This is a genomic window from Rhizobium sp. OAE497, assembly GCF_040546565.1.
Lineage (GTDB): Bacteria > Pseudomonadota > Alphaproteobacteria > Rhizobiales > Rhizobiaceae > Rhizobium.
Map to the genome: position 1 here is coordinate 1,452,219 of NZ_JBEPOA010000002.1, position 18,471 is coordinate 1,470,689.

17 protein-coding genes and 2 pseudogenes are annotated in these 18,471 nt (G+C 62.3%); 12 read left to right on the forward strand and 7 right to left on the reverse strand.

The window, feature by feature from the left end; genetic code table 11:
- Nucleotides 1–17 precede the first annotated feature (17 nt).
- Entirely contained in the window at nucleotides 18–629 is a 612-nt protein-coding gene (locus ABIE40_RS26350; protein ID WP_199625377.1) for a TetR/AcrR family transcriptional regulator, read from the reverse strand.
- Between the two features lie 99 nt (nucleotides 630–728).
- On the opposite strand from ABIE40_RS26350, the pseudogene ABIE40_RS26355 reads away from it, so the two are divergent.
- The 3 genes and pseudogenes from ABIE40_RS26355 to ABIE40_RS26365 form a co-directional block, all read left to right on the forward strand.
- Nucleotides 729–1,037, forward strand: a pseudogene (locus ABIE40_RS26355) (SDR family NAD(P)-dependent oxidoreductase); the annotation flags it as partial.
- On the forward strand, nucleotides 982–1,560 hold the full coding sequence (locus tag ABIE40_RS26360) for an SDR family NAD(P)-dependent oxidoreductase (RefSeq protein WP_354541161.1): 579 nt from the start codon (nucleotides 982–984) through the stop codon (nucleotides 1,558–1,560). The pseudogene ABIE40_RS26355 and the gene ABIE40_RS26360, both read left to right, overlap by 56 nt.
- Before the next feature lie 139 nt (nucleotides 1,561–1,699).
- Nucleotides 1,700–2,278, forward strand: a complete 579-nt coding sequence (locus ABIE40_RS26365) for a Rossmann-fold NAD(P)-binding domain-containing protein (protein WP_199625379.1) — start codon at nucleotides 1,700–1,702, stop codon at nucleotides 2,276–2,278.
- A 6-nt stretch (nucleotides 2,279–2,284) separates the two neighbouring features.
- Here ABIE40_RS26365 and ABIE40_RS26370 read toward each other — a convergent pair whose 3' ends face one another.
- The 3 genes from ABIE40_RS26370 to treZ all read right to left on the reverse strand — a co-directional run bounded on the left by ABIE40_RS26370 (nucleotide 2,285) and on the right by treZ (nucleotide 6,519).
- Nucleotides 2,285–3,112: an endonuclease/exonuclease/phosphatase family protein gene (locus tag ABIE40_RS26370; protein WP_130283621.1), complete on the reverse strand. Its 828-nt coding sequence runs from the start codon at nucleotides 3,110–3,112 to the stop codon at nucleotides 2,285–2,287.
- Nucleotides 3,113–3,202: 90 nt separating this feature from the next.
- Nucleotides 3,203–4,666: a phospholipase D-like domain-containing protein gene (locus ABIE40_RS26375; RefSeq protein WP_199625380.1), complete on the reverse strand. Its 1,464-nt coding sequence runs from the start codon at nucleotides 4,664–4,666 to the stop codon at nucleotides 3,203–3,205.
- A 77-nt stretch (nucleotides 4,667–4,743) separates the two neighbouring features.
- On the reverse strand, nucleotides 4,744–6,519 hold the full coding sequence (treZ, locus tag ABIE40_RS26380; protein ID WP_199625381.1) for a malto-oligosyltrehalose trehalohydrolase: 1,776 nt from the start codon (nucleotides 6,517–6,519) through the stop codon (nucleotides 4,744–4,746).
- Nucleotides 6,520–6,800: 281 nt separating this feature from the next.
- On the opposite strand from treZ, the gene ABIE40_RS26385 reads away from it, so the two are divergent.
- The 4 genes from ABIE40_RS26385 (at nucleotide 6,801) to ABIE40_RS26400 (ending at nucleotide 10,443) form a co-directional block, all read left to right on the forward strand.
- The gene (locus ABIE40_RS26385; RefSeq protein ID WP_130283617.1) at nucleotides 6,801–7,061 is read left to right on the forward strand and encodes a DUF2934 domain-containing protein; all 261 of its coding nucleotides are present in this window, start codon (nucleotides 6,801–6,803) and stop codon (nucleotides 7,059–7,061) included.
- 42 nt (nucleotides 7,062–7,103) lie between these two features.
- Nucleotides 7,104–7,388, forward strand: a complete 285-nt coding sequence (locus ABIE40_RS26390) for a hypothetical protein (RefSeq protein ID WP_210340980.1) — start codon at nucleotides 7,104–7,106, stop codon at nucleotides 7,386–7,388.
- 6 nt (nucleotides 7,389–7,394) lie between these two features.
- Nucleotides 7,395–7,565, forward strand: coding sequence for a hypothetical protein (locus ABIE40_RS26395; RefSeq protein ID WP_165402756.1), 171 nt, complete (start codon nucleotides 7,395–7,397; stop codon nucleotides 7,563–7,565).
- Nucleotides 7,566–7,719: 154 nt separating this feature from the next.
- Nucleotides 7,720–10,443 (forward strand): hybrid sensor histidine kinase/response regulator, encoded by a 2,724-nt coding sequence (locus ABIE40_RS26400; RefSeq protein ID WP_199625382.1) that lies wholly within the window; start codon nucleotides 7,720–7,722, stop codon nucleotides 10,441–10,443.
- A 4-nt stretch (nucleotides 10,444–10,447) separates the two neighbouring features.
- On the opposite strand, the gene ABIE40_RS26405 is transcribed toward ABIE40_RS26400, so the two are convergent.
- Nucleotides 10,448–10,804, reverse strand: coding sequence for a hypothetical protein (locus ABIE40_RS26405; protein ID WP_112712231.1), 357 nt, complete (start codon nucleotides 10,802–10,804; stop codon nucleotides 10,448–10,450).
- A 168-nt stretch (nucleotides 10,805–10,972) separates the two neighbouring features.
- On the opposite strand from ABIE40_RS26405, the gene ABIE40_RS26410 reads away from it, so the two are divergent.
- From ABIE40_RS26410 to ABIE40_RS26430, 5 genes are all read left to right on the forward strand, one after another.
- Entirely contained in the window at nucleotides 10,973–11,287 is a 315-nt protein-coding gene (locus ABIE40_RS26410; protein WP_199625383.1) for a plasmid stabilization protein, read from the forward strand.
- Nucleotides 11,288–11,369: 82 nt separating this feature from the next.
- Entirely contained in the window at nucleotides 11,370–12,101 is a 732-nt protein-coding gene (locus tag ABIE40_RS26415) for a glutathione S-transferase (protein ID WP_199625384.1), read from the forward strand.
- A gap of 11 nt (nucleotides 12,102–12,112) precedes the next feature.
- Nucleotides 12,113–12,919: a non-homologous end joining protein Ku gene (ku, locus tag ABIE40_RS26420; RefSeq protein WP_199625385.1), complete on the forward strand. Its 807-nt coding sequence runs from the start codon at nucleotides 12,113–12,115 to the stop codon at nucleotides 12,917–12,919.
- A gap of 129 nt (nucleotides 12,920–13,048) precedes the next feature.
- On the forward strand, nucleotides 13,049–14,239 hold the full coding sequence (gene fdhA, locus ABIE40_RS26425; RefSeq protein WP_199625386.1) for a formaldehyde dehydrogenase, glutathione-independent: 1,191 nt from the start codon (nucleotides 13,049–13,051) through the stop codon (nucleotides 14,237–14,239).
- A gap of 257 nt (nucleotides 14,240–14,496) precedes the next feature.
- Nucleotides 14,497–15,720, forward strand: a complete 1,224-nt coding sequence (locus tag ABIE40_RS26430) for an MFS transporter (protein WP_199625387.1) — start codon at nucleotides 14,497–14,499, stop codon at nucleotides 15,718–15,720.
- A gap of 18 nt (nucleotides 15,721–15,738) precedes the next feature.
- Here ABIE40_RS26430 and ligD read toward each other — a convergent pair whose 3' ends face one another.
- Complete coding sequence (gene ligD / locus ABIE40_RS26435) at nucleotides 15,739–18,249, reverse strand: DNA ligase D (protein ID WP_199625388.1); 2,511 nt, start codon at nucleotides 18,247–18,249, stop codon at nucleotides 15,739–15,741.
- Nucleotides 18,250–18,251: 2 nt separating this feature from the next.
- Nucleotides 18,252–18,471, reverse strand: a pseudogene (locus ABIE40_RS26440) (non-homologous end joining protein Ku); the annotation flags it as partial.

An 18,471-nucleotide genomic window follows, 5' to 3' on the forward strand; every position in this document is an offset into this window, starting at 1 on the left:
GCCTTTTTCGTTCCGGCCTATGCCGTCGTCAGGCCTGGCTGATGCTGAAGGAGATCAAAGCCCTCATCGATGTAATGCGTAAGCGGCTGCGCTGCGCCTGCCTGCCGCCAGTTCTCCTTGGCGAAGCGAAGGGTTCCCATGGCGATGATCGCCGCCAGCCGCAAGCCCGGCCGTCTGGCCGCGTCCGGCCATAGTTCGCACATCGCGTCTGCCAGCACATCTTCCATCTGAATGTGCAGCGCATCCTTGCGGAGCCTCAGTGTTTCCGTCGATCGCAGGATCCGGTCGGCGAGAATGGATTCCTTGCTCTCATATCTCGAGGCCAGAATGAGAAATGTCTTGCGAGCAGCCTCAAGCGGCGGCTGTTCCGGCGACTGCGCCAGAAATGTGGGCCGCAGCATGTCGGGGATGTCACCGCTTTCGTGGGCGAGAAGAACGTCCTCTTTCGACTTCAAGTACGAGAAGAACGTCCGGCGCGATATTCCCGACGCCGCCGCGATGGCATCCAGCGTCGTGGCCTCATAGCCGTTTTCCATGAACAGTTTCAGGCCGGTCTTGGCGATGCGGTCGAGTGTCGACCTGCGTTTGCGCTCGCGCAAGCCGATGGGGGCGGTGTCAGCGGTTTCCATGACGACCACTCTTACCGCAAAAAAGGCGCCTGCCAAACTTGCACTCAGTGCGATATTTATTTTGCACTGAGTGCAATTACCTTAGCGGAGAACAGCAGGATGACATCGCCCAAAGTTTGGTTCATCACCGGCGCGGCCCGGGGATTCGGACTTGTCTGGACCGAGGCCGCTCTGCGGCGCGGTGACAAGGTCGCCGCCACCGCGCGCGACACCACATCGCTCAACGATCTCGCGGCCACCTATGGCGACGCGGTCCTCATCCTGCCGCTCGATGTCACAGATCGCAGCGCCGTCTTCGACGCGGTCGGCAAGGCGCATAGCCACTTCGGACGCCTCGACGTCGTGGTCAGCAATGCAGGCTACGGCTATTTCGGCGCCATTGAGGAGATCGAGCCTGAACAGGCCAGGGTCAATTTCGACACCAACCTCTTCGGCACGCTCTGGCCCATGCAAGCCGTCTTGCCGATCCTGGCGCGCGCAGGCCAGCGGTCACATCATAACGGTATCGAGCATCGGCGGCGTGATCGGCTTCCCGACGGGCGGGACCTATACGGCAACCAAATTTGCGATCGAGGCCATGTCGGAAGGTCTGGCTGCGGAGGTCGAGGCATTCGGCATCAACGTCACGATCCTCGAGCCCGGCCACTTCACCACGGGTTTCGGCTCATCGGCCCGCTCTGCGCCGGCCATCGAGGTCTATAATCCGATACGCCAAGCCATTCGCGCCTCGTTCAAGCCTGAGCATTTTGGCGACCCGGAAGCAACCAGCGCAGCACTCTTCCAAGCGGTCGACGCCGATAAACCGCCACTACGCCTGGCGCTCGGCACGGGAACTATCACGAAGTTCAGATCGGTCTACGAGGCGCGACTGAGTAACTGGGCTCAGTGGGAAACCGTCACCAATGCTGCTCAGGGCCGCCCCGGCGCCTAGATCGCACACGCCCCGGCGATCGCTTGACGGTTTCCGGGGCGTGGCGTTCTCTACGGGTCGTTATCTCAAGTTGTGAGAGTGGAAAATGAAGCTGTTATTGCTAGGCGCGACGGGGCTTGTCGGCAACAAGGCATTGGAGTTGGCGCTTGCCAACGCCGCAATGTCCGAGGTCATTGCGCCGGCAAGAACGCCGCTCCCCGCCCGCGACCGGTTGCTGAACCCCGTCGCAGAGCGTCTGGAGGAGCTTGTTCAAAGCTCCATCTCCCACCAGCCGGACGCGGTCTTGTGCGCTCTCGGCACGACGCAAGCCAAAGCCGGCTCGAAGGAGGCGTTTCGCTACGTCGACCACGAACTGCCGATTGCGTTCGGCAAGGCTGCGTTTGACGCCGGTATCAAAACCTATGCCCTCGTGTCCGCCATGGGCGCTTCTGCGACATCCGTCAACTTCTACACGCGGACGAAAGGCGAGGTCGAACGGGACATCCAGAAGATCGGGTTTCAATCGCTGACGATCTGCAGGCCAAGCCTGATCGGCGGCGACCGGAAGGAAACGCGGCGGGCGGAAAGAGCGGCGCTGGCATTGGTCCGGCTTCTGGCGCCGGTTTTGCCGAACAAATTCCATCTCAATCCGGCAGAAGCGATTGCCGCTGCCACGCTCGATGCGGTCATCGCCGCAAAGCCCGGCAACCACTTCATCTATGCCGAGCAAATGCACTGAAAAAGCCTATGCCGTCGTCAGTTTTTCGATCTGCTGCAGATTGACGATCGCCTTGATTGGCAGGTGGTCCGAGGCGACGCGGGAGAGCGGCGTGTCGTGGGCCTCGACCGTCGTCAGCACGCCCTTTCGGTTCGCCATGATCCGGTCGAGCGCCAGGACAGGCAGGCGCGCCGGGAAACTGGGAACGGCGGGCGGTTGCGGGCCGAAGGCCGACTGAAAGGTGTTGAGCGAGGAGCGGTCGCCCAACCGCCACTCGTTGAGATCGCCGAGCAGGATGGTCGGCATCTCGTGGCGGTCGTTCATCAATTCGACCAGCATCTGCGCCTGGCGCGCGCGCGAATGGCGCAGCAGCCCGAAATGGGCGGCGATGATGCGCAAGGCGCCGCCGCGTTCGAGTTCGATTTCGGCAACGAGGGCTCCGCGCGGCTCCAGTCCCGGCAGAACGATCTGGTGGACGTCGCGGACAAGCCCCTTCTTGAACAGCACAACATTGCCGTGCCAGCCATGCGCCTTCGCCATGCCGGAGACCGGCACCGGGATCAGCCCGGTCTCGCGCTCCAGGCGGGACAGATCGAGAATGCCGGTGCGCTCCCCGAAACGGGTATCGGCCTCCTGCAGCGCGATGACATCGGCATCAATCTCGTGGATGACGCGGCTCGTACGCTCAGGATCGAAGCGGCGGTCGACGCCGACGCATTTATGGACGTTGTAGGAGGCGATCAGCGTGCCCTCGGCGCGCGGACGCGCCTCGGCAAGCGCAGCGTCCAGCCGCTTCTTCCTGTTGCGGATCGAAGCGAGGATGTTAGCGGGGAGGCTGTCTTTTCTGGCATGCATCGGAGTGGGCATGGCTCCGTTGATCGAAAGTGGCTCTGGAAGGGATTATAGGCAGCACGCCGCGGGCGGCCATAGCTTGGATCAAGAAAATCAGAGATAGGGCGAACCGAGCCACAGCACCTTTTCGACCAGCCGCACATAGAAAGGTCTCGACCGCAGCCCCTCGAGCGTGACGGGCGTTGCCGTGCGCAGGAGTTCCTCGAGATGTTCGTCGATCTCGGCGGCAAATCCCTCGTTGAAGACTTCGAGATCGATCTCGAAATTCAGCCGCAGCGATCTGGGATCGATATTCGACGAGCCGACATAGGCCCAGGCGCCATCGACCGTCAGCAGCTTCGAATGGCTAAAGCTGCCAGTCGCCCGCCAAATGCGGCAGTAATTCTTGAGGATCTGGTCGAACTGCGCCGTCATTGCCCTGTCGACCAACATCAGATTGTTGACGGCGGGTACGACGATATCGACCTCGACGCCGCGACGCGCCGCCGTGACCAACGCGCTGATCAGCTCCCGATCCGGCAGAAAATAGGGCGACATGATGCGGATCGACTTGCGCGCCACGGAGAAGGCGCCCATCAGCATCTTGTGATTGGTCTCGACGCTGCGGTCAGGACCGGAGGCGACGACGCGCATGAAAACGGGATCGCCGGGTTCGCGCTCCGGCGTCTCGATCCGCCAGGGCTCTCCGTTCAGGAGTTCGCCGGTCGCAAAGCGCCAGTCTTCGGCGGCCACGTCGAAGAGATCGGCGACGGCGGGGCCGGTCACCGAGAAATGCGTGTCGCGGGCATAGCCCTCGCCCGATATCTCCTCGCTGAACCCCTCGCGGATGTTCATGCCGCCGGTCAGCGCCATCCGGCCGTCGACGATGACGATCTTGCGGTGGGTGCGCAGATTGGCATAGGGCAGCCGGAGGCCCATGATGACATTGCCGTTGAAGACCGAGACGGTGACGCCGCCTTCCGAGAGATAGCCGAGAATGCTCGGCACCGAGTAGCGCGCGCCAACCGCGTCGATCAGCACGCGAACCTCGACGCCGCGCTTGACCGCCGCGATCAACGCATCGGCGATCCTGAGGCCGATCTTGTCGCGATCGAAGATGTAGGTTTCCAGAAGGACGCTGCGCGCGGCGCCATCGATCGCCGTCTTCATGGCGCGATAGGCATCGTCGCCATTCTCCAACATGTCGATCGTGTTGCCCGTCGTCAGCGGATTGCGTGCGACGCGATCGCCGAGCGTCTGCAGCGCGGCGAAACGGTAGCCGAATCCGCCGATGACCGTCTCGGCGTCGGCATCGAAAGTCTCGAGTTCATCGAGTTCATCCTCGGGCAACAGCGCGTCGCGCCGCAGGCTGAGCGACTTGCGGCGAATGCGGTTCACACCCGCGATCGCATAAAGCACGGCGCCGACGATTGGCGACAGGATAATGACGCCGACCCAGCCGATCGCGGCGCGCACCTCTTCCTTGGTCATGGCAGCATGAATCGCCGCCGCTGCTCCCATGGCGATCGATATGACGAAGAGAATATGCGGCCAGTAAGTCGATATGAGATAGAACATCGGCTCGAAATATAGACGTAAAGTGGCGGCGTTCAATTCGCCGCCCTTCGCGTCCTGCGCGAATTTTTCATTAGGGATCAGGCGATCGCGAAAACAACCGTGTTCTGCGCATAGAGCCCGCTATCCGGCGGCGCGCCGTAGATCGACCGGCCGCTGGTGGCGGGTAGCGTCAACGGCTCTCCCGAAAGGTTGGCGCGCAGCTGCAGCACCGCACCCTCCATATGCCAATCGATCGCCAGGCCGCCGTCCGTGGTCTCCAACGCCTTCGCATACACCCGGCCGGTCTCCTTGATCAGCGGAACGATATGCAGCTGGCGGAGACGGGCAAGCTCGCGCACGAGATCTCTCCGGCGCCGGCCTTCCGGGCTTTCGGCGCGCTGCCATTGCAGCTTCGAGCCGTCGAAGGTCGACCGTGCATTCGGGTCCGGCAGCTCATCCTTCGAGCGGCCGTCCTTCAACCCGCCAAAACCTTCCGCCTCGGCCATGCGCCCCTTGCGGACGATCTCGCCGAGTTCTCCGGTATAGTCGCAGAAGAAATAGAAGGGCTGGCTCTCGCCATAGTCTTCGCCCATGAACAGGAAGGGTATCTGCGGCGACAGCATCATGATGGCGGTCAGCGCCTCGACCGTCTCTTGCGGGGCAAGGCTGACGAGACGCTCGCCGAAGGCGCGGTTGCCGATCTGGTCGTGGTTCTGCAGGAAGTTGATGAAGGCTTCCGGCGGCAGGTAGACGCGCTCGCCGTCAGGCAGCACAGGCGGATCGGCACGGTCCGGATAGACAAAGCCGTGCTGCAGGGCGAGCCGAGTCTTCTGCCAGAGCTCTCCGGCAAAGGCGGTGTAGTGACCATCAGCCTCGCCGGTCGCGATGATATGGGCGACGTGATGGAAGTCGTCGTTCCACTCCGCAGTGAACGCCTTGACGCCGCCGCGGGTGTCGCGTTCGAGAAGGCTCACCAGGTTTCGCTGGTCCTCGATGACCAGATGCACTTTGCGATCGGCAAAGGCAGCCCGTACCTCCTGTGCCAGCTCGTCCAAAACATGGCGGGCCGACGTGTCATGGATCTGCTCGACGGCATCGAGCCTCAGGCCATCCAGCCGGAAATCGCCGATCCAGTAGAGCGCATTGTCGATGAAATAGCGGCGCACCGCCGGTTGGCTGAAATCGATGGCATCGCCCCAGGGCGTCGCCCGGTCGGTGCGAAAGAACTCCGGCGCATAGCTGTGGAGATAATTCCCTTCCGGGCCGAAGTGATTATAGACGACATCGAGCAGCACCATGATGCCCTCGGCATGCGCGGCATCGATGAAGGCGCGGAACTCATCCGGCGTGCCATAGGCGGGATGCGGCGCATAATGCAGCACGCCGTCATAGCCCCAGCCGCGCTGACCCGCAAATTGCGCCACCGGCATGATCTCGATTGCGGTAATCCCTGCCGCCGCGAGATCGGCGAGATGTTCGGCAGCACCGGCGAGAGTGCCTGCTTGCGTGAAGGTGCCGATATGGATTTCGCTGATGACGGCCTCTTCCCAGTCGCGGCCCGTCCAGCTGTCGGAGCGCCAGCGGTAGTCGGAGGAAGCGACAAGCGACAATCCGTGGACGTCGCCCCTTTGGCGGCGGGCGGCTGGGTCGGGTACTGCGCGGCCATCCCCGGTGACGAAGGCATAGGCGTCGCCCGCTCTCACGTCGGCGATCGCCGCCTCGAACCAGCCATCCTCGAAACGCACCATCGGCATATCGCGTCCATTGAGGCGCAGCGAGACCTCGGCCTCTCCCGGCGCCCACAGACGAAAGCGCATGCCGCCATCGATTGCTTGCGGCCCCCAGGCCATCCTGCGCTTTCCCGTCTTCTGCATGCCTACCCCGCTTGATCTGATGCGACGGGTCTTGAACTGCCGGGAGCGGCCGCTTGTTCCCTGCGGCGTTGGCGTTTCTGCGCGGGATGCGCGAACGCCGTTTTATTCGGCAGAAAAGTACAAACCACTGAATATTAAAGAGGCTTCACTGCCCATTTATGTTGCAGCGCAAACAATGTTTTGCAGTGTGTCAAAATTCTTCTTGAAACTGCATGATTCCTCTGGAACCATCCCACCTAGTCTAGCGTTTGACTGCGGCATGTTGTGACGGGAGATCAGCGATGGCAGAAACTCGCGAAGAGTGGATCAAGAAGCGTGCATATGCTCTCTGGGAAGAAGAGGGCCATCCGACGGGGCGCGATTCAATTCATTGGGAGCAGGCAAGGAAAGAGCGTGAGACGCTCGAAACCTCTGCGGCCTCCAAGGACGGCACCGAAGTAAAGACCAGGGCAAAGCGGACCGCAACGACCGGCACCAAGACCAATGGCGCCGTCAAAGCTGCAGCCGCTCCGAAGAAGACGGCAAGCCGCAAGTCTGCCTGAAGGCAGACGAAGCAGCATGCCAGTCGGCGACGCGCAGACGCGATGAAAACCGCGTCCGCTGTTTCATGTCATATATCTGAATTACTTGCGTTTTATGGTGTGATTCACGGGCGGCTCGCGCCCCGGGGGGATAATTCCAGGAAAATGGCGTCAACAGCGGGGCAGCTTCAAAAAATTGCCGTGAAATGGCCACGAATGGCGGAACCAAAGATCGCCTCGAATGTTTATGGCGAGAATGGGAGAACCGCTATGAACAAAGGCTATTTCGACGTCATCCTCGTGTCCCTGATTGTAGCCAGCTGCTACATGTTCGTCGTTCCGGTGTGAGGGGAAATGCTGGTCCTGACGATCGCCGCTCTCGCCTATCTGATCCTGGCTCTCGGGCTGGTGCTTGCGATCGACAACATGGTCGGTTTCGTCTTTCCTGAACGCCGCACCACATCGGGCCGCTTCTTCGATATCGCCAAGGCGATCGCTGCGGCGCAGCGCTTCAATCGCAAGTAAAATTCTTCCACCCGGCAGTTATTCGCCTCAGCGAATAAACGCGTGTTAAGCTTATTTTCCGCAAGCCCTTTCCCTATACGTGCGACCCTCTATTTTAGCTGCAATTGGGCAGCATCGCGCCGCGTCTTCGCGGCTTGGCACGGAAGTGAAATGAATGACGGGGCAGACTGAAGGCGATTGGCCGAAAGGTGGCGGCGAAATCGGCAAGATGCTCCGGGATCCAGCATTCCACGCCTCGGGCATAGGGCCTGTCGATCAGTGGCCTGCCTCGCTGCGCTACTACGCCGACGCAATGCTGAATTCCCGCCATGCGAAGTTCGTGGCTTGGGGACCCGACCTCGCCTTCATCTACAACGATGCCTATGTGCCCGTTTTCGCGGAGCGCCACCCGCAGGCGCTCGGCCGTCCGTTCCGTGAGGTCTGGAGCGATATCTGGCAGCAGTTCGAACCGATCGTGAAGGCCACGCTGAGCGGCCAGGCACAGCTTTTCGAGGAACTTTTGGTCCCGATGCGGCGCGCCGGCAAGGTCGCCGATACCTGGTTCACCTTCTCCTACACGCCACTGCGCGATGAAACCGGCTCGATAGCCGGTATTCTCTGCGCCACCATGGAAGTCTCGGCGCAGGTGATGGCCAAGCGGCGCGAGCGGCGCGCGCTGGATGAGTTGCGGATCAAGTCCGACGCATTGTCGATCGTCAACGCCGCCGGTGCGGCGATCACCGCCGAACTCAATGTCGAGCGGCTGACGCAGACTGCCGTCGATGCCGGCGTGGCGCTGACCGGCGCGGAATTCGGCGCTTTCTTCTACAATGTCGATGACGGCGAAGGCGGCAGCTACATGCTCTACGCGCTGTCGGGCGTCGACCGGAAGAATTTCGAGCGCTTTCCGATGCCGCGCAACACCAAGGTCTTCGCACCGACGTTCAGCGGCGAGGGCGTGGTGCGCTCCGACGATATCCTGCAAGATCCGCGCTACGGCAAGAACGCGCCGCATCAGGGAATGCCGAAGGGGCATCTGCCAGTGCGCAGCTATCTCGCCGTGCCGGTCAAATCCCGTGACGGAAGCGTGATCGGCGGCCTGTTTTTCGGTCACGCCCAGCCCGGACGGTTCAACGATGCGGCCGAGGCAAGTCTCGTTAGCCTCGCCGGTCAGGCCGCTGTTGCCATCGACAATGCGCGGCTCGTTCGCGCTCAGGAGATGGAGATCAACCAGCGCCGTAATGTCGAGGAGCAGCTGCGCCGCCTCAACGAGACGCTCGAGGTGCGCGTCGCTGCCGAGATCGCCGAGCGCCAGCAGGCCGAGGCCGCCCTGCAGCAGGCCCAGAAGATGGAATCGATCGGCAAGCTCACCGGCGGCGTGGCGCACGACTTCAACAATCTATTGCAGGTCATTTCAGGCAATCTGCAGCTACTCGGCAAGGATGTCTCCAGCAATACCCGCGCCAAGGAGCGTATCTCCAATGCGCTGACCGCTGTCGATCGCGGATCGCGGCTGGCGAGCCAGCTTCTCGCCTTCGGCCGCCGCCAGCCGCTGGAGCCGAAAGTCATCAATGTCGGCCGCTTCGTCGCCGGCATGGACGACATGCTGCGACGCGCGCTCGGCGAAGAAATCGAGGTCGAGACCGTCGTCTCCGGCGGGCTCTGGAATACGTTTGCCGATCCGATCCAGATCGAGAATGCGCTGCTGAACCTCGCGATCAACGCTCGCGATGCGATGGACGGTTCCGGCAAGCTGACGATCGAAGTCGGCAATGCCTTCCTCGACGATTCCTATAGCCGCACGCATCCCGAGGTCGTGCCCGGGCAATATGTCGTGCTCGCAGTGACCGACACCGGTTCGGGCATGACCGCCGACGTGATCGAGCAGGCTTTCGAGCCGTTCTTCTCCACCAAGCCGGAGGGCAAAGGCACCGGCCTTGGTCTTTCGATGGTCTACGGTTTCGTCAAGCAATCCGGCGGCCACGTGAAGATCTACAGCGAGGTCGGAGAGGGCACGACGATCAAGCTCTACTTGCCGCGCTCCTTCCAGAGCGAAGACAGGATTGCGAGCATTGAGACGGTTCCGGCCGTCGGCGGCACCGAAACCATCCTGGTCGCCGAGGACGATGAGGGCGTGCGCGCCACCGTCGTCGAGATGCTGACCGATCTCGGCTATTACGTTCTGAAGTCGCGCGATGCGCAGAGCGCGCTCACCGTCATCGAAAGCGGTGTCCACATCGATCTGCTGTTCACAGACGTCGTCATGCCCGGAACGCTGAAGAGCCCGGAGCTTGCCCGCATGGCGCGCGAGCGGCTGCCGCATATCGGCGTGCTCTATACGTCGGGATATACAGAGAACTCGATCGTCCACGGCGGACGGCTGGATCCGGGCCTCGAACTGCTCTCCAAACCCTATACGCGCGAAGCGCTCGCCCGGAAGATCCGCCATGTGCTTGCCAATCAGGCGCAGCGCCGGCAGGGGCATGCAGCGGCCTCCGCCGCTCCCGGTACGCCGCCGCGCGAAATCATTCAGGAAAAGCTGAAGCTGCTTCTCGTCGAGGACGACGCCTTCATCCGCATGGATACCGCCGAGATCCTGCAGGACCTCGGCTATGAGGTGATCGAGGCGGAAAGCGGCGAGCGCGGCGTGGAGATTCTGGCAGCCGCGGCGATCGATATCATCGTCGCCGACGTCGGCTTGCCCGGTATGTCCGGCCCGGCCTTCGCGGCCAAGGCGCGGGCGGCCTTCCCCTCGGTCGGGATCGTCTTTGCGACCGGCAACAGCAGCCTGCCGGAAGCGGCCCGCTTTACCGGCTCGGTGCTTTTGACCAAGCCGTTCAGCAGCACCGCTCTCGACAAGGCCGTCAAGACCGCCGCGTTGCAGCGCCCGATTGCCTGAGGCTTCAGAAACCATCGAGCTTATGGCTGCCGCTGTTGAACTCCGGATATTTGCGGACGATATCGTCCGTGCTGGTGCAGCTGTCGTCGCGGGCGACGAGCTCCACGGATAGCGCATCGCCGCTGCCCAACTCTCCGCCCGGATGATAGACGGGAATGCGCGCACCGCTGGCGCTGATCAGGACGGCATCGCTGCCGAAACCGCGCTGCAGCAGCCAGTCGCGTGGCGCGAGCAGCCGTACGCTGATCTCAAAGGACCGGCCTGTGCCCTTCCTTACCTTGAGGCTGTAGGCAACAGGCGACAGCTGGCCATTCAGATCGATCTTGCCGTTTCCATCGGCTTCGCTGATGTGGTTATCCATCTCTCTGCTCCTTCCTGTTTGGTCATCAGGTTTGCAGGACTTGCCCCCAAAAACAGGGTTAACGCGGCTTTTGTTCCGTTTACGTAAGAATCGTTCTGCGGCGCAAAAAGAGCGGAACCTTTCAGGTTCCGAACGGTTGGAATCTCTTTGCACGAAGAGGAGGCAGCCATGCCCAGAGGCGATAAATCGGCCTATACCGACAGGCAGAAGCGCAAGGCAGAACACATCGAAGAAGGCTACGAAGACCGCGGCGTCTCCCGCAAGGAAGCCGAACGCCGAGCCTGGGCCACCGTCAACAAGGAAGAAGGCGGCGGTAACAAATCCGGCTCCGGACGCGGCAAGAAGGATACCCACGTCTCCTCCGAGAAGGGTGGCCGGATCGGCGGCAAGGCGTCGGCATCCCGCCCGGCGGCAGAGCGTTCGGCGTCTGCCAAGAAGGCCGCAGCGACCCGCAAGCGCAACGAGCAGCACGCTCATCATTGAGGCACGAGCCGCGCCCGTTGACGGATAGGGAAGCCGCCACATTTCATGGGGTGGAACAGGATGACGCTAGCCGGGGAATTGCATGGCATACGAGCTCTATTACTGGGACGGAATACAGGGGCGCGGCGAGTTCGTGCGCCTGGCGCTTGAGGAAGCTGGCGCCAGCTACATCGACGTGACGCGCGAATCCGGCAGTGATCGCGGCACCGGTGCAATGATGAAGATCATGGAAGATAGCGCAAGCGCCGACATCCCCTTCGCGCCGCCCTTTCTGAAGGATGGCGATCTGATCGTCTCGCATGTCGCCAATATCCTCTTCTATCTAGGAGCGAAGCTCGACCTGGCGCCGAAGCACGATACAGCACGCTATGTGCTCAACGGCCTGCAGCTGACGATCACCGATTTCGTCGCTGAGGTGCACGACACGCACCACCCGATCGCCACCTCGCTCTACTATGAGGACCAGAAGGAAGAGGCGAAGGCCCGCTCGGCCGAATTCATCAAGGAACGCATCCCGAAGTTCCTCGGCTATTTCGAACGCGTCATCGCCAACAATCCGAAGGGAACGACGCATATCTCGGGCGACAAACTGACCTATGTCGACCTCTCTCTGTTTCAGGTGCTCGAGGGGCTGCGCTACGCTTTCCCGAAGGCGATGAAGGGTTCCGAGAAGCAATTTCCGTTGCTGCAAGCGCTGCATGACATGGTCGAACAGCGGCCGAATATTGCGGCCTACCTGAAATCGGATCGCCGCTTCGCCTTCAACATCAACGGCATCTTCCGCCACTATCCCGAACTCGATCAGGCTGTGTGAGGAGACGAGCCATGCCCCGGCAGACATTCTGGAAAGGCTACCTGAAGCTCTCGCTGGTGACGGCACAGGTATCGCTGACCCCTGCGACGACGGACAGCAATAAGGTGCGGTTCAACGTCCTGAACCGCAACACCAAGAACCGCGTCGAAAGCCGCTATGTCGACAGCGTCACCCATCGGCCGGTTGCGGCCAAGGAGCAGGTGAAGGGCTATCCGCGCGGCGAGGACGATTATGTGCTGCTCGAGGATGCCGAGCTCGATGAGGTCGGCCTTGAGAGCACGCGGACGATCGATATCGACAGCTTCGTGCCGCGCGGCTCGATCGACTGGATCTGGTACGACAAGCCGCATTTCCTGGCGCCTGAAGACAAGGTCGGCACCGAGGCATTCTGCGTCATCCGCGAGGCGATGGCCGCAAACGACGTGGTCGGCATCGCGCGGCTGGTGCTTTACCGCCGCGAGCGCGCCGTGCTTCTGGAGCCGCAGGGCAAGGGCATCGTGCTCTGGACGCTGCATTATGGCGACGAGCTGCGCGAGCCTGCCGGCACCGTCGATATCGACGCCAAGCCGGACGCCAAGGTGCTGGCGATGATGAAGAAACTGGTGAAGGACCAGACGCAGGACTGGAGCCCGGCGATGATGCAGGATCCGGTACAGAAGCGGCTGCAGAGTATCATCCGCGCCAAGTTGAAGACCATGAAGAAGATGGCGCCGGCCAAGAAGGCGCCGCCGGTGAAATCGACCGGCAATGTCGTCAACATCATGGACGCGCTGAAGAAGAGCCTGGCGAAGGAAAGCGGCCAGCCGAAGCGTCATTGAGCGGCCAATTCCGGACCCAAACCGTCGCATTCGGAACGATGCCTGTCTCCATATCCTCTAATCTGTGAGCACAGCCCGCAGCGGGAGGAGCCGCGCGGGATGGCGACATTTTCAACGGAGGAGACGAAAATGAGCAAGAACAGAGGCGTCGTCTATCTAGGACCCGGCAAGGTCGAAGTCCGCGACATCGACGATCCGAAGCTGGAGGCGCCGGATGGCCGCCGCATCGAACACGGCGTCATCCTGAAAGTCATTTCCACCAACATTTGCGGCTCCGACCAGCACATGGTCCGCGGCCGCACGACCGCGATGCCGGGCCTGGTTCTCGGCCATGAAATCACCGGCGAAGTCATCGAAAAGGGCGTCGATGTCGAGATGCTCGAGATCGGCGATATCGTCTCCGTTCCGTTCAACGTCGCCTGCGGCCGCTGCCGCTGCTGCAAATCGCAGGACACCGGCGTCTGCCTGACGGTCAACCCGTCGCGCGCCGGCGGCGCCTACGGCTATGTCGACATGGGCGGCTGGATCGGCGGACAGGCACGCTACGTCACCATCCCCTACGCCGACTTCAACCTCCTGAAGATCCCGGATCGCGACAAGGCGATGGCGAAGATCCGCGACCTGACGATGCTGTCCGACATTCTGCCGACCGGCTTCCATGGCGCGGTCCGCGCCGGTGTCGGCGTCGGCTCGACGGTCTATGTCGCCGGTGCCGGCCCGGTCGGTCTTGCCGCCGCAGCTTCGGCCCGTATCCTCGGCGCTGCCGTCGTCATGATCGGCGACTTCAACAAGGATCGTCTTGCCCATGCCGCCAAGGTCGGCTTCGAGCCGATCGATCTGTCGAAGAGCGACCGTCTCGGCGACATGATCGCCCAGGTCGTCGGCACCAATGAAGTCGATAGCGCAATCGACGCCGTCGGCTTCGAAGCCCGCGGTCACTCCGGCGGCGAGCAGCCGGCGATCGTCCTGAATCAGATGATGGAGATCACCCGCGCCGCAGGCTCGATCGGCATTCCCGGCCTCTACGTCACCGAGGATCCGGGTGCGGTGGACGCGGCCGCCAAGCAGGGCAGCCTGTCGCTGCGCTTCGGCCTCGGCTGGGCCAAGGCACAGTCCTTCCATACCGGCCAGACGCCGGTTCTGAAGTACAATCGCCAGCTCATGCAGGCGATCCTGCACGACCGCCTGCCGATCGCCGATATCGTCAACGCCAAGGTCATCTCGCTCGAAGACGCCGCTCAGGGCTACGAGAGTTTCGACCAGGGCGCGGCGACGAAATTCGTCCTCGACCCGCACGGCGTCGTCTCCAAGGCAGCCTGATTTCGGAAGGGCGGCGCAAGCCGCCCTTTTCATTTCCGCACGCGATTGACCGGCCCAAAGTTTGCCGGTAGCTCTATGGCATGATGATCGCGACGGTTCTCGTAGTGGTGATAGGGCGCATGGGCAGGATGGCGTAGCCATCCGGCGAAAGCACCCATGCGCGGTAAGCAGGCTCCCGGCGGGGCCTTTTTTATTGCCCGGATTCCGGGCAGCGGCCTGCCGGATATCCCTCTTCCCATCACCCGAGAGACCGACCGATGACCGGAAACTCCGCATCCGAACTCGCATGCGCACGCCAACCCAAACCGCGGCTGATCACGCTTGTCCTGCTGACCGCCCTCTCCGTCCTGCCCGTCAACCTGATCCTGCCGTCGCTTCCCGAGATCGCCGCCGACCTGCGAGCCGATCCGGCGTTGGTGGCACTCAGCGTTGCAGCCTATGCCGCGCTGACCGCCTTCGCCGAAATCATCGGCGGCGCCTTGTCCGACCGTTTCGGGCGCAGGCCGGTGGTGCTGGTCTCGCTGTCGATCTTCGTCCTGGCTTCGGCGGGTTGCGCTCTCGCAGGCAATGTCCATGTCTTCCTGCTGTTCCGCACCTTGCAGGCGGCGATTGCCGCTTGCTTTTCCATCGCGCTCGTCATCGTCAAGGAAAGCTGGGGCGGGCAGAGGGCTGCCAGCAAGTTCGGCTATCTCGCCATGGGCTGGGCAGTCGCGCCGATGGTGGGCCCGACAATTGGCGGAGCGGTCAGCGAGCTCTTCGGCTGGCGGGCAAATTTCGTGATGTTCGCCGCGCTCGGCGCAATCATGCTGGCGCTTGCCGCGCATGAAATTCGTGATGAGGCTGGCAAGCAGCGATCGCACGCGCACGGCTATTTCGGATCGTACCGGCTGCTGTTCGGCTCGCCGCGTTTTCTCGTCTATGCCGCCTGCATGGCCTGCTCGATGGGGACGCTTTACGTCTTCCTTGCCGGAGCTCCTCTCGTCATGAACGAGGCGCTCGGCGGATCAAGTGCAAGGCTCGGCCTCTACATGGGGATGGTGCCCGCGGGCTTCATTCTCGGCAGCTATCTCGCCGGACGTTATGCCGGCCGCGTTCCAATCGCCGTCGTACTGATCGCCGGACGGACACTGACATGCACCGGCTTGCTCGGCGGTCTGGCTCTCGCGGTTGCCGGGATCACCGCCCCTCCGGCCTTCTTCGCAGCCTGCATCTTCATCGGCATCGGCAACGGGCTGACCATGCCTGCCGCCAATTCCGGCATATTGGCCATCCAGCCCGATCTGGCAGGAACGGCCGCAGGGCTGGCAGCCGCTGTCAGCGTTGGCGGCGGCGCAGTGATTGCTTCGATTGCCGGACTTCTGCTCGATGACGCCTTGACCGGGCGGGAATTGCTTTGCGTGATCCTGATCCCGGCGACATCGGCACTGCTTGCGGCAGGTCTCGCGGGATTGCTGGACCGCCGGAAGACGGTTGCGGCATGATCCGTGGAAGAGCGGTCCCTAGGACCGCTTCTTCTTTTCGAGCGGCTTTGCCGCTTCGAAGAAATCCGCCCAGGGATCGCGCGACAGCGCGTTGATCCTGGCAGGCGTATTATCGATGGTGAAATAGGCAGGGCCGATTTCGCTTGTCAGTTCGCTCCAGTCTATGGGCATCGAAACCGGTGCGCCTTTGCGGGCGCGGGCCGAATAGGGGGCGACGGCGGTGTTGCCGCGGCCGTTGCGCAGGTAGTCGATGAAGATCTTGCCATTGCGTTCTGCTTTCGTCGCCTTGGCGATGTAGCGGGAGGGGTCGGAGGCTTCCATCGTATCGGCGATCCATTTGGCGAAGGCTTTCACCTCGGTCCAGCCGGCTTTCGGGGCCAGCGGCGCGACGACATGCAGACCCTTGCCGCCCGAGGTCTTGACGAAGGCCGCAAGCCCCTCGCCTTCCATGATCGCCTTGATCTCATGCGCGGCGGAAATGACTGAAGTCCAGGGCACATCGTCGGCCGGATCGAGATCCATGATCACCATGTCGGGCTTTTCCCACTTGGCGGTCGTCGCGCCCCAGGGATGGATTTCCAGCACGGCCGATTGCACCAGCGCGACGAGACCGTCGAAATCTTTGATCCGCAACAGCTTGTCGCCGCCGCGATCCTTGGGATCGGCGATCTCCTCGATATGGGCGTTCATGCCCTTCCAGGCATGTTTCTGGAAGAAGCGCTGCTTGCCCGATATGCCATCCGGCAGACGCAGCAGCGATAGCGGCCGGTTGACGACGAAAGGCTTTATCAGTTCCCAGACATTGGCGTAGTAATCCGCCAAGCCGGCCTTGGTGATGCCTTCGTCGGGCCAGTAGATACGATCGGGATGCGTCAGCGTCACATCCGATACCGGCAGCTCTTTTGCAGCAGTTGCACCCATTTCGCGCCCCACTTCCTTCGCCGCCTTGTCCTCGCGCAAGCCGCGAAAGGCGGCGTGGCGCAGATTACCATCCGCCGACCAGGCACTGAACTCAACCTCGGCCACCAGCTCCGGCTTGACGAAGACCAGCCCGCGGCGCTCATCGGCCGTCAGCCTGCCGTCGAAGGCGCTTTCGGTTTGCTCAAGCTTGGAAAGCTGCCGGTAGAGATCGTGCGACAGCTTGACGGTGTAGCCTGTGCCGACCCGGCCGACATGTTTCAGCTTGCCCTTGTCATAGTAGCCCATCGCAAGCGAGCCGATCGCGCTTTTCATCGATGTCGAGGGAACGTATCCGCCGATGACGAACTCACTGCGTTGAACGCATTTCGACTTCACCCAATCACCGGTTCGGCCCGAGACGTAATGGCTGTGGCGGTCCTTGGAGATCACGCCCTCAAGACCAAGCCGGGAAGCATGATCGAGAACGAGGCCGCCATTCTCGTTGAAATGCTCGCTGTAGCGCAGTTTTGCGCTGCCCGCGGGCAGCAGCTTTTCCAGCAGCGCCTTGCGGTCGATAAGCGCGACATTCTGCAGATCGTGGCCGTCGAGATAGATGAGGTCGAAGGCGTAGTAGGAGAAGCGGTCGCTGCGGCCTTCGCTCAGATCGTGCTGAAGCGCCGAAAAGTCGGAGGCGCCGTTCTCCCGCTCGACGACGAGCTCGCCATCGATCAATGCGCTATCGACAGGCAGCGCGCCGAAGGCGGCGGCGATCTCCTCGCCAAACTTCTCGGTCCAGTCGAGCCCGGTCCGCGTCAGCATCGTCACCTTGCCGTCGCGGATGCGGATCTGCAGGCGGTAGCCGTCGAACTTGATCTCGTGAATCCAGCCGTCTCCTGCCGGCGGGCGCGGCTTCAGCTTGGCAAGCACCGGCTCGACGAAATCCGGCATCGCCACCTTGCATGCGCCCTTCGGCCATTGGTGCACCTGCGGCTGCGCCTTGGCCTTGGCGGCGGGTTTCGCAGCCGTCTTGCGGCCATTCGGCTTGGAGTTCCAGGTGTCATCGGGGTTCTTGGCGACCTGCTCGATCGTCCGTCCGCTCTTGGCGGATTCCGGACGTTTCTTCAGGATGTCCTCGCGGCGGCCGTGGCGGGCCTCCTCGTCTTCACCCTTGATCAGCAGCCAGTTCTCGCGTTTCTCGCCGGGCTTGCCGTGCATCCGCACCAGATGCCAGCGGCCCTTCAGCTTGTCGCCATCAAGCTCGAATTCGATATGGCCCTTGCGATATGCTTTCTTTGCGTCGCCGAGCGGCGCCCAGGTGCCCCGGTCCCAGACGATGACGGTGCCGCCGCCATACTGACCCTTCGGGATCACGCCCTCGAAATCACCGTAGGAGAGCGGATGATCCTCTACATGGACGGCGAGCCGCTTGTCGTCAGGATTGAGGCTCGGGCCGCGCGTCACCGCCCAGCTCTTCAACACCCCATCCATCTCCAGGCGGAAATCGTAGTGCAGGCGCGTCGCATCATGTTTCTGGATGACGAAGCTGTTGCCCTTGCTCTTGCCTTTCGCGCCGCGCGGTTCCGGGGTGACCTTGAAGTCGCGCTTTTGCTGATAGGTTTCGAGCGCCATTGTCAGCTCGCCTTCTTGCGGCGGCCGGATGTGCTAGCGGCTGGTTTACCGGATCCCGATTTGCCGCCGATCTTGGCGCTCTGGCGCAGCGCCTCCATGAGATCGACGACCTTGCCCTCCGGCTTTGGCTTGCGCTTCGGCGGCTCGCGACCCTCGATCTTGGCTTTGACGAGTTCGGTCAGCGCCGCCTCGTAGCGGTCCTCGTATTCGGCCGGATTGAAG

Coding starts and splice junctions, on each gene's coding strand:
- fdhA (WP_199625386.1), top strand. CDS start 13,049: ATGAGCAAGAACAGAGGCGTCGTCTATCTAGGACCCGGCAAGGTCGAA.
- ligD (WP_199625388.1), bottom strand. CDS start 18,249: ATGGCGCTCGAAACCTATCAGCAAAAGCGCGACTTCAAGGTCACCCCG.
- ABIE40_RS26370 (WP_130283621.1), bottom strand. CDS start 3,112: ATGCATGCCAGAAAAGACAGCCTCCCCGCTAACATCCTCGCTTCGATC.
- ABIE40_RS26385 (WP_130283617.1), top strand. CDS start 6,801: ATGGCAGAAACTCGCGAAGAGTGGATCAAGAAGCGTGCATATGCTCTC.
- ABIE40_RS26430 (WP_199625387.1), top strand. CDS start 14,497: ATGACCGGAAACTCCGCATCCGAACTCGCATGCGCACGCCAACCCAAA.
- ABIE40_RS26415 (WP_199625384.1), top strand. CDS start 11,370: ATGGCATACGAGCTCTATTACTGGGACGGAATACAGGGGCGCGGCGAG.
- ku (WP_199625385.1), top strand. CDS start 12,113: ATGCCCCGGCAGACATTCTGGAAAGGCTACCTGAAGCTCTCGCTGGTG.
- ABIE40_RS26400 (WP_199625382.1), top strand. CDS start 7,720: ATGACGGGGCAGACTGAAGGCGATTGGCCGAAAGGTGGCGGCGAAATC.
- ABIE40_RS26395 (WP_165402756.1), top strand. CDS start 7,395: ATGCTGGTCCTGACGATCGCCGCTCTCGCCTATCTGATCCTGGCTCTC.
- ABIE40_RS26360 (WP_354541161.1), top strand. CDS start 982: ATGCAGGCTACGGCTATTTCGGCGCCATTGAGGAGATCGAGCCTGAAC.
- ABIE40_RS26410 (WP_199625383.1), top strand. CDS start 10,973: ATGCCCAGAGGCGATAAATCGGCCTATACCGACAGGCAGAAGCGCAAG.
- ABIE40_RS26350 (WP_199625377.1), bottom strand. CDS start 629: ATGGAAACCGCTGACACCGCCCCCATCGGCTTGCGCGAGCGCAAACGC.
- ABIE40_RS26375 (WP_199625380.1), bottom strand. CDS start 4,666: ATGTTCTATCTCATATCGACTTACTGGCCGCATATTCTCTTCGTCATA.
- ABIE40_RS26405 (WP_112712231.1), bottom strand. CDS start 10,804: ATGGATAACCACATCAGCGAAGCCGATGGAAACGGCAAGATCGATCTG.
- ABIE40_RS26390 (WP_210340980.1), top strand. CDS start 7,104: ATGAAAACCGCGTCCGCTGTTTCATGTCATATATCTGAATTACTTGCG.
- treZ (WP_199625381.1), bottom strand. CDS start 6,519: ATGCAGAAGACGGGAAAGCGCAGGATGGCCTGGGGGCCGCAAGCAATC.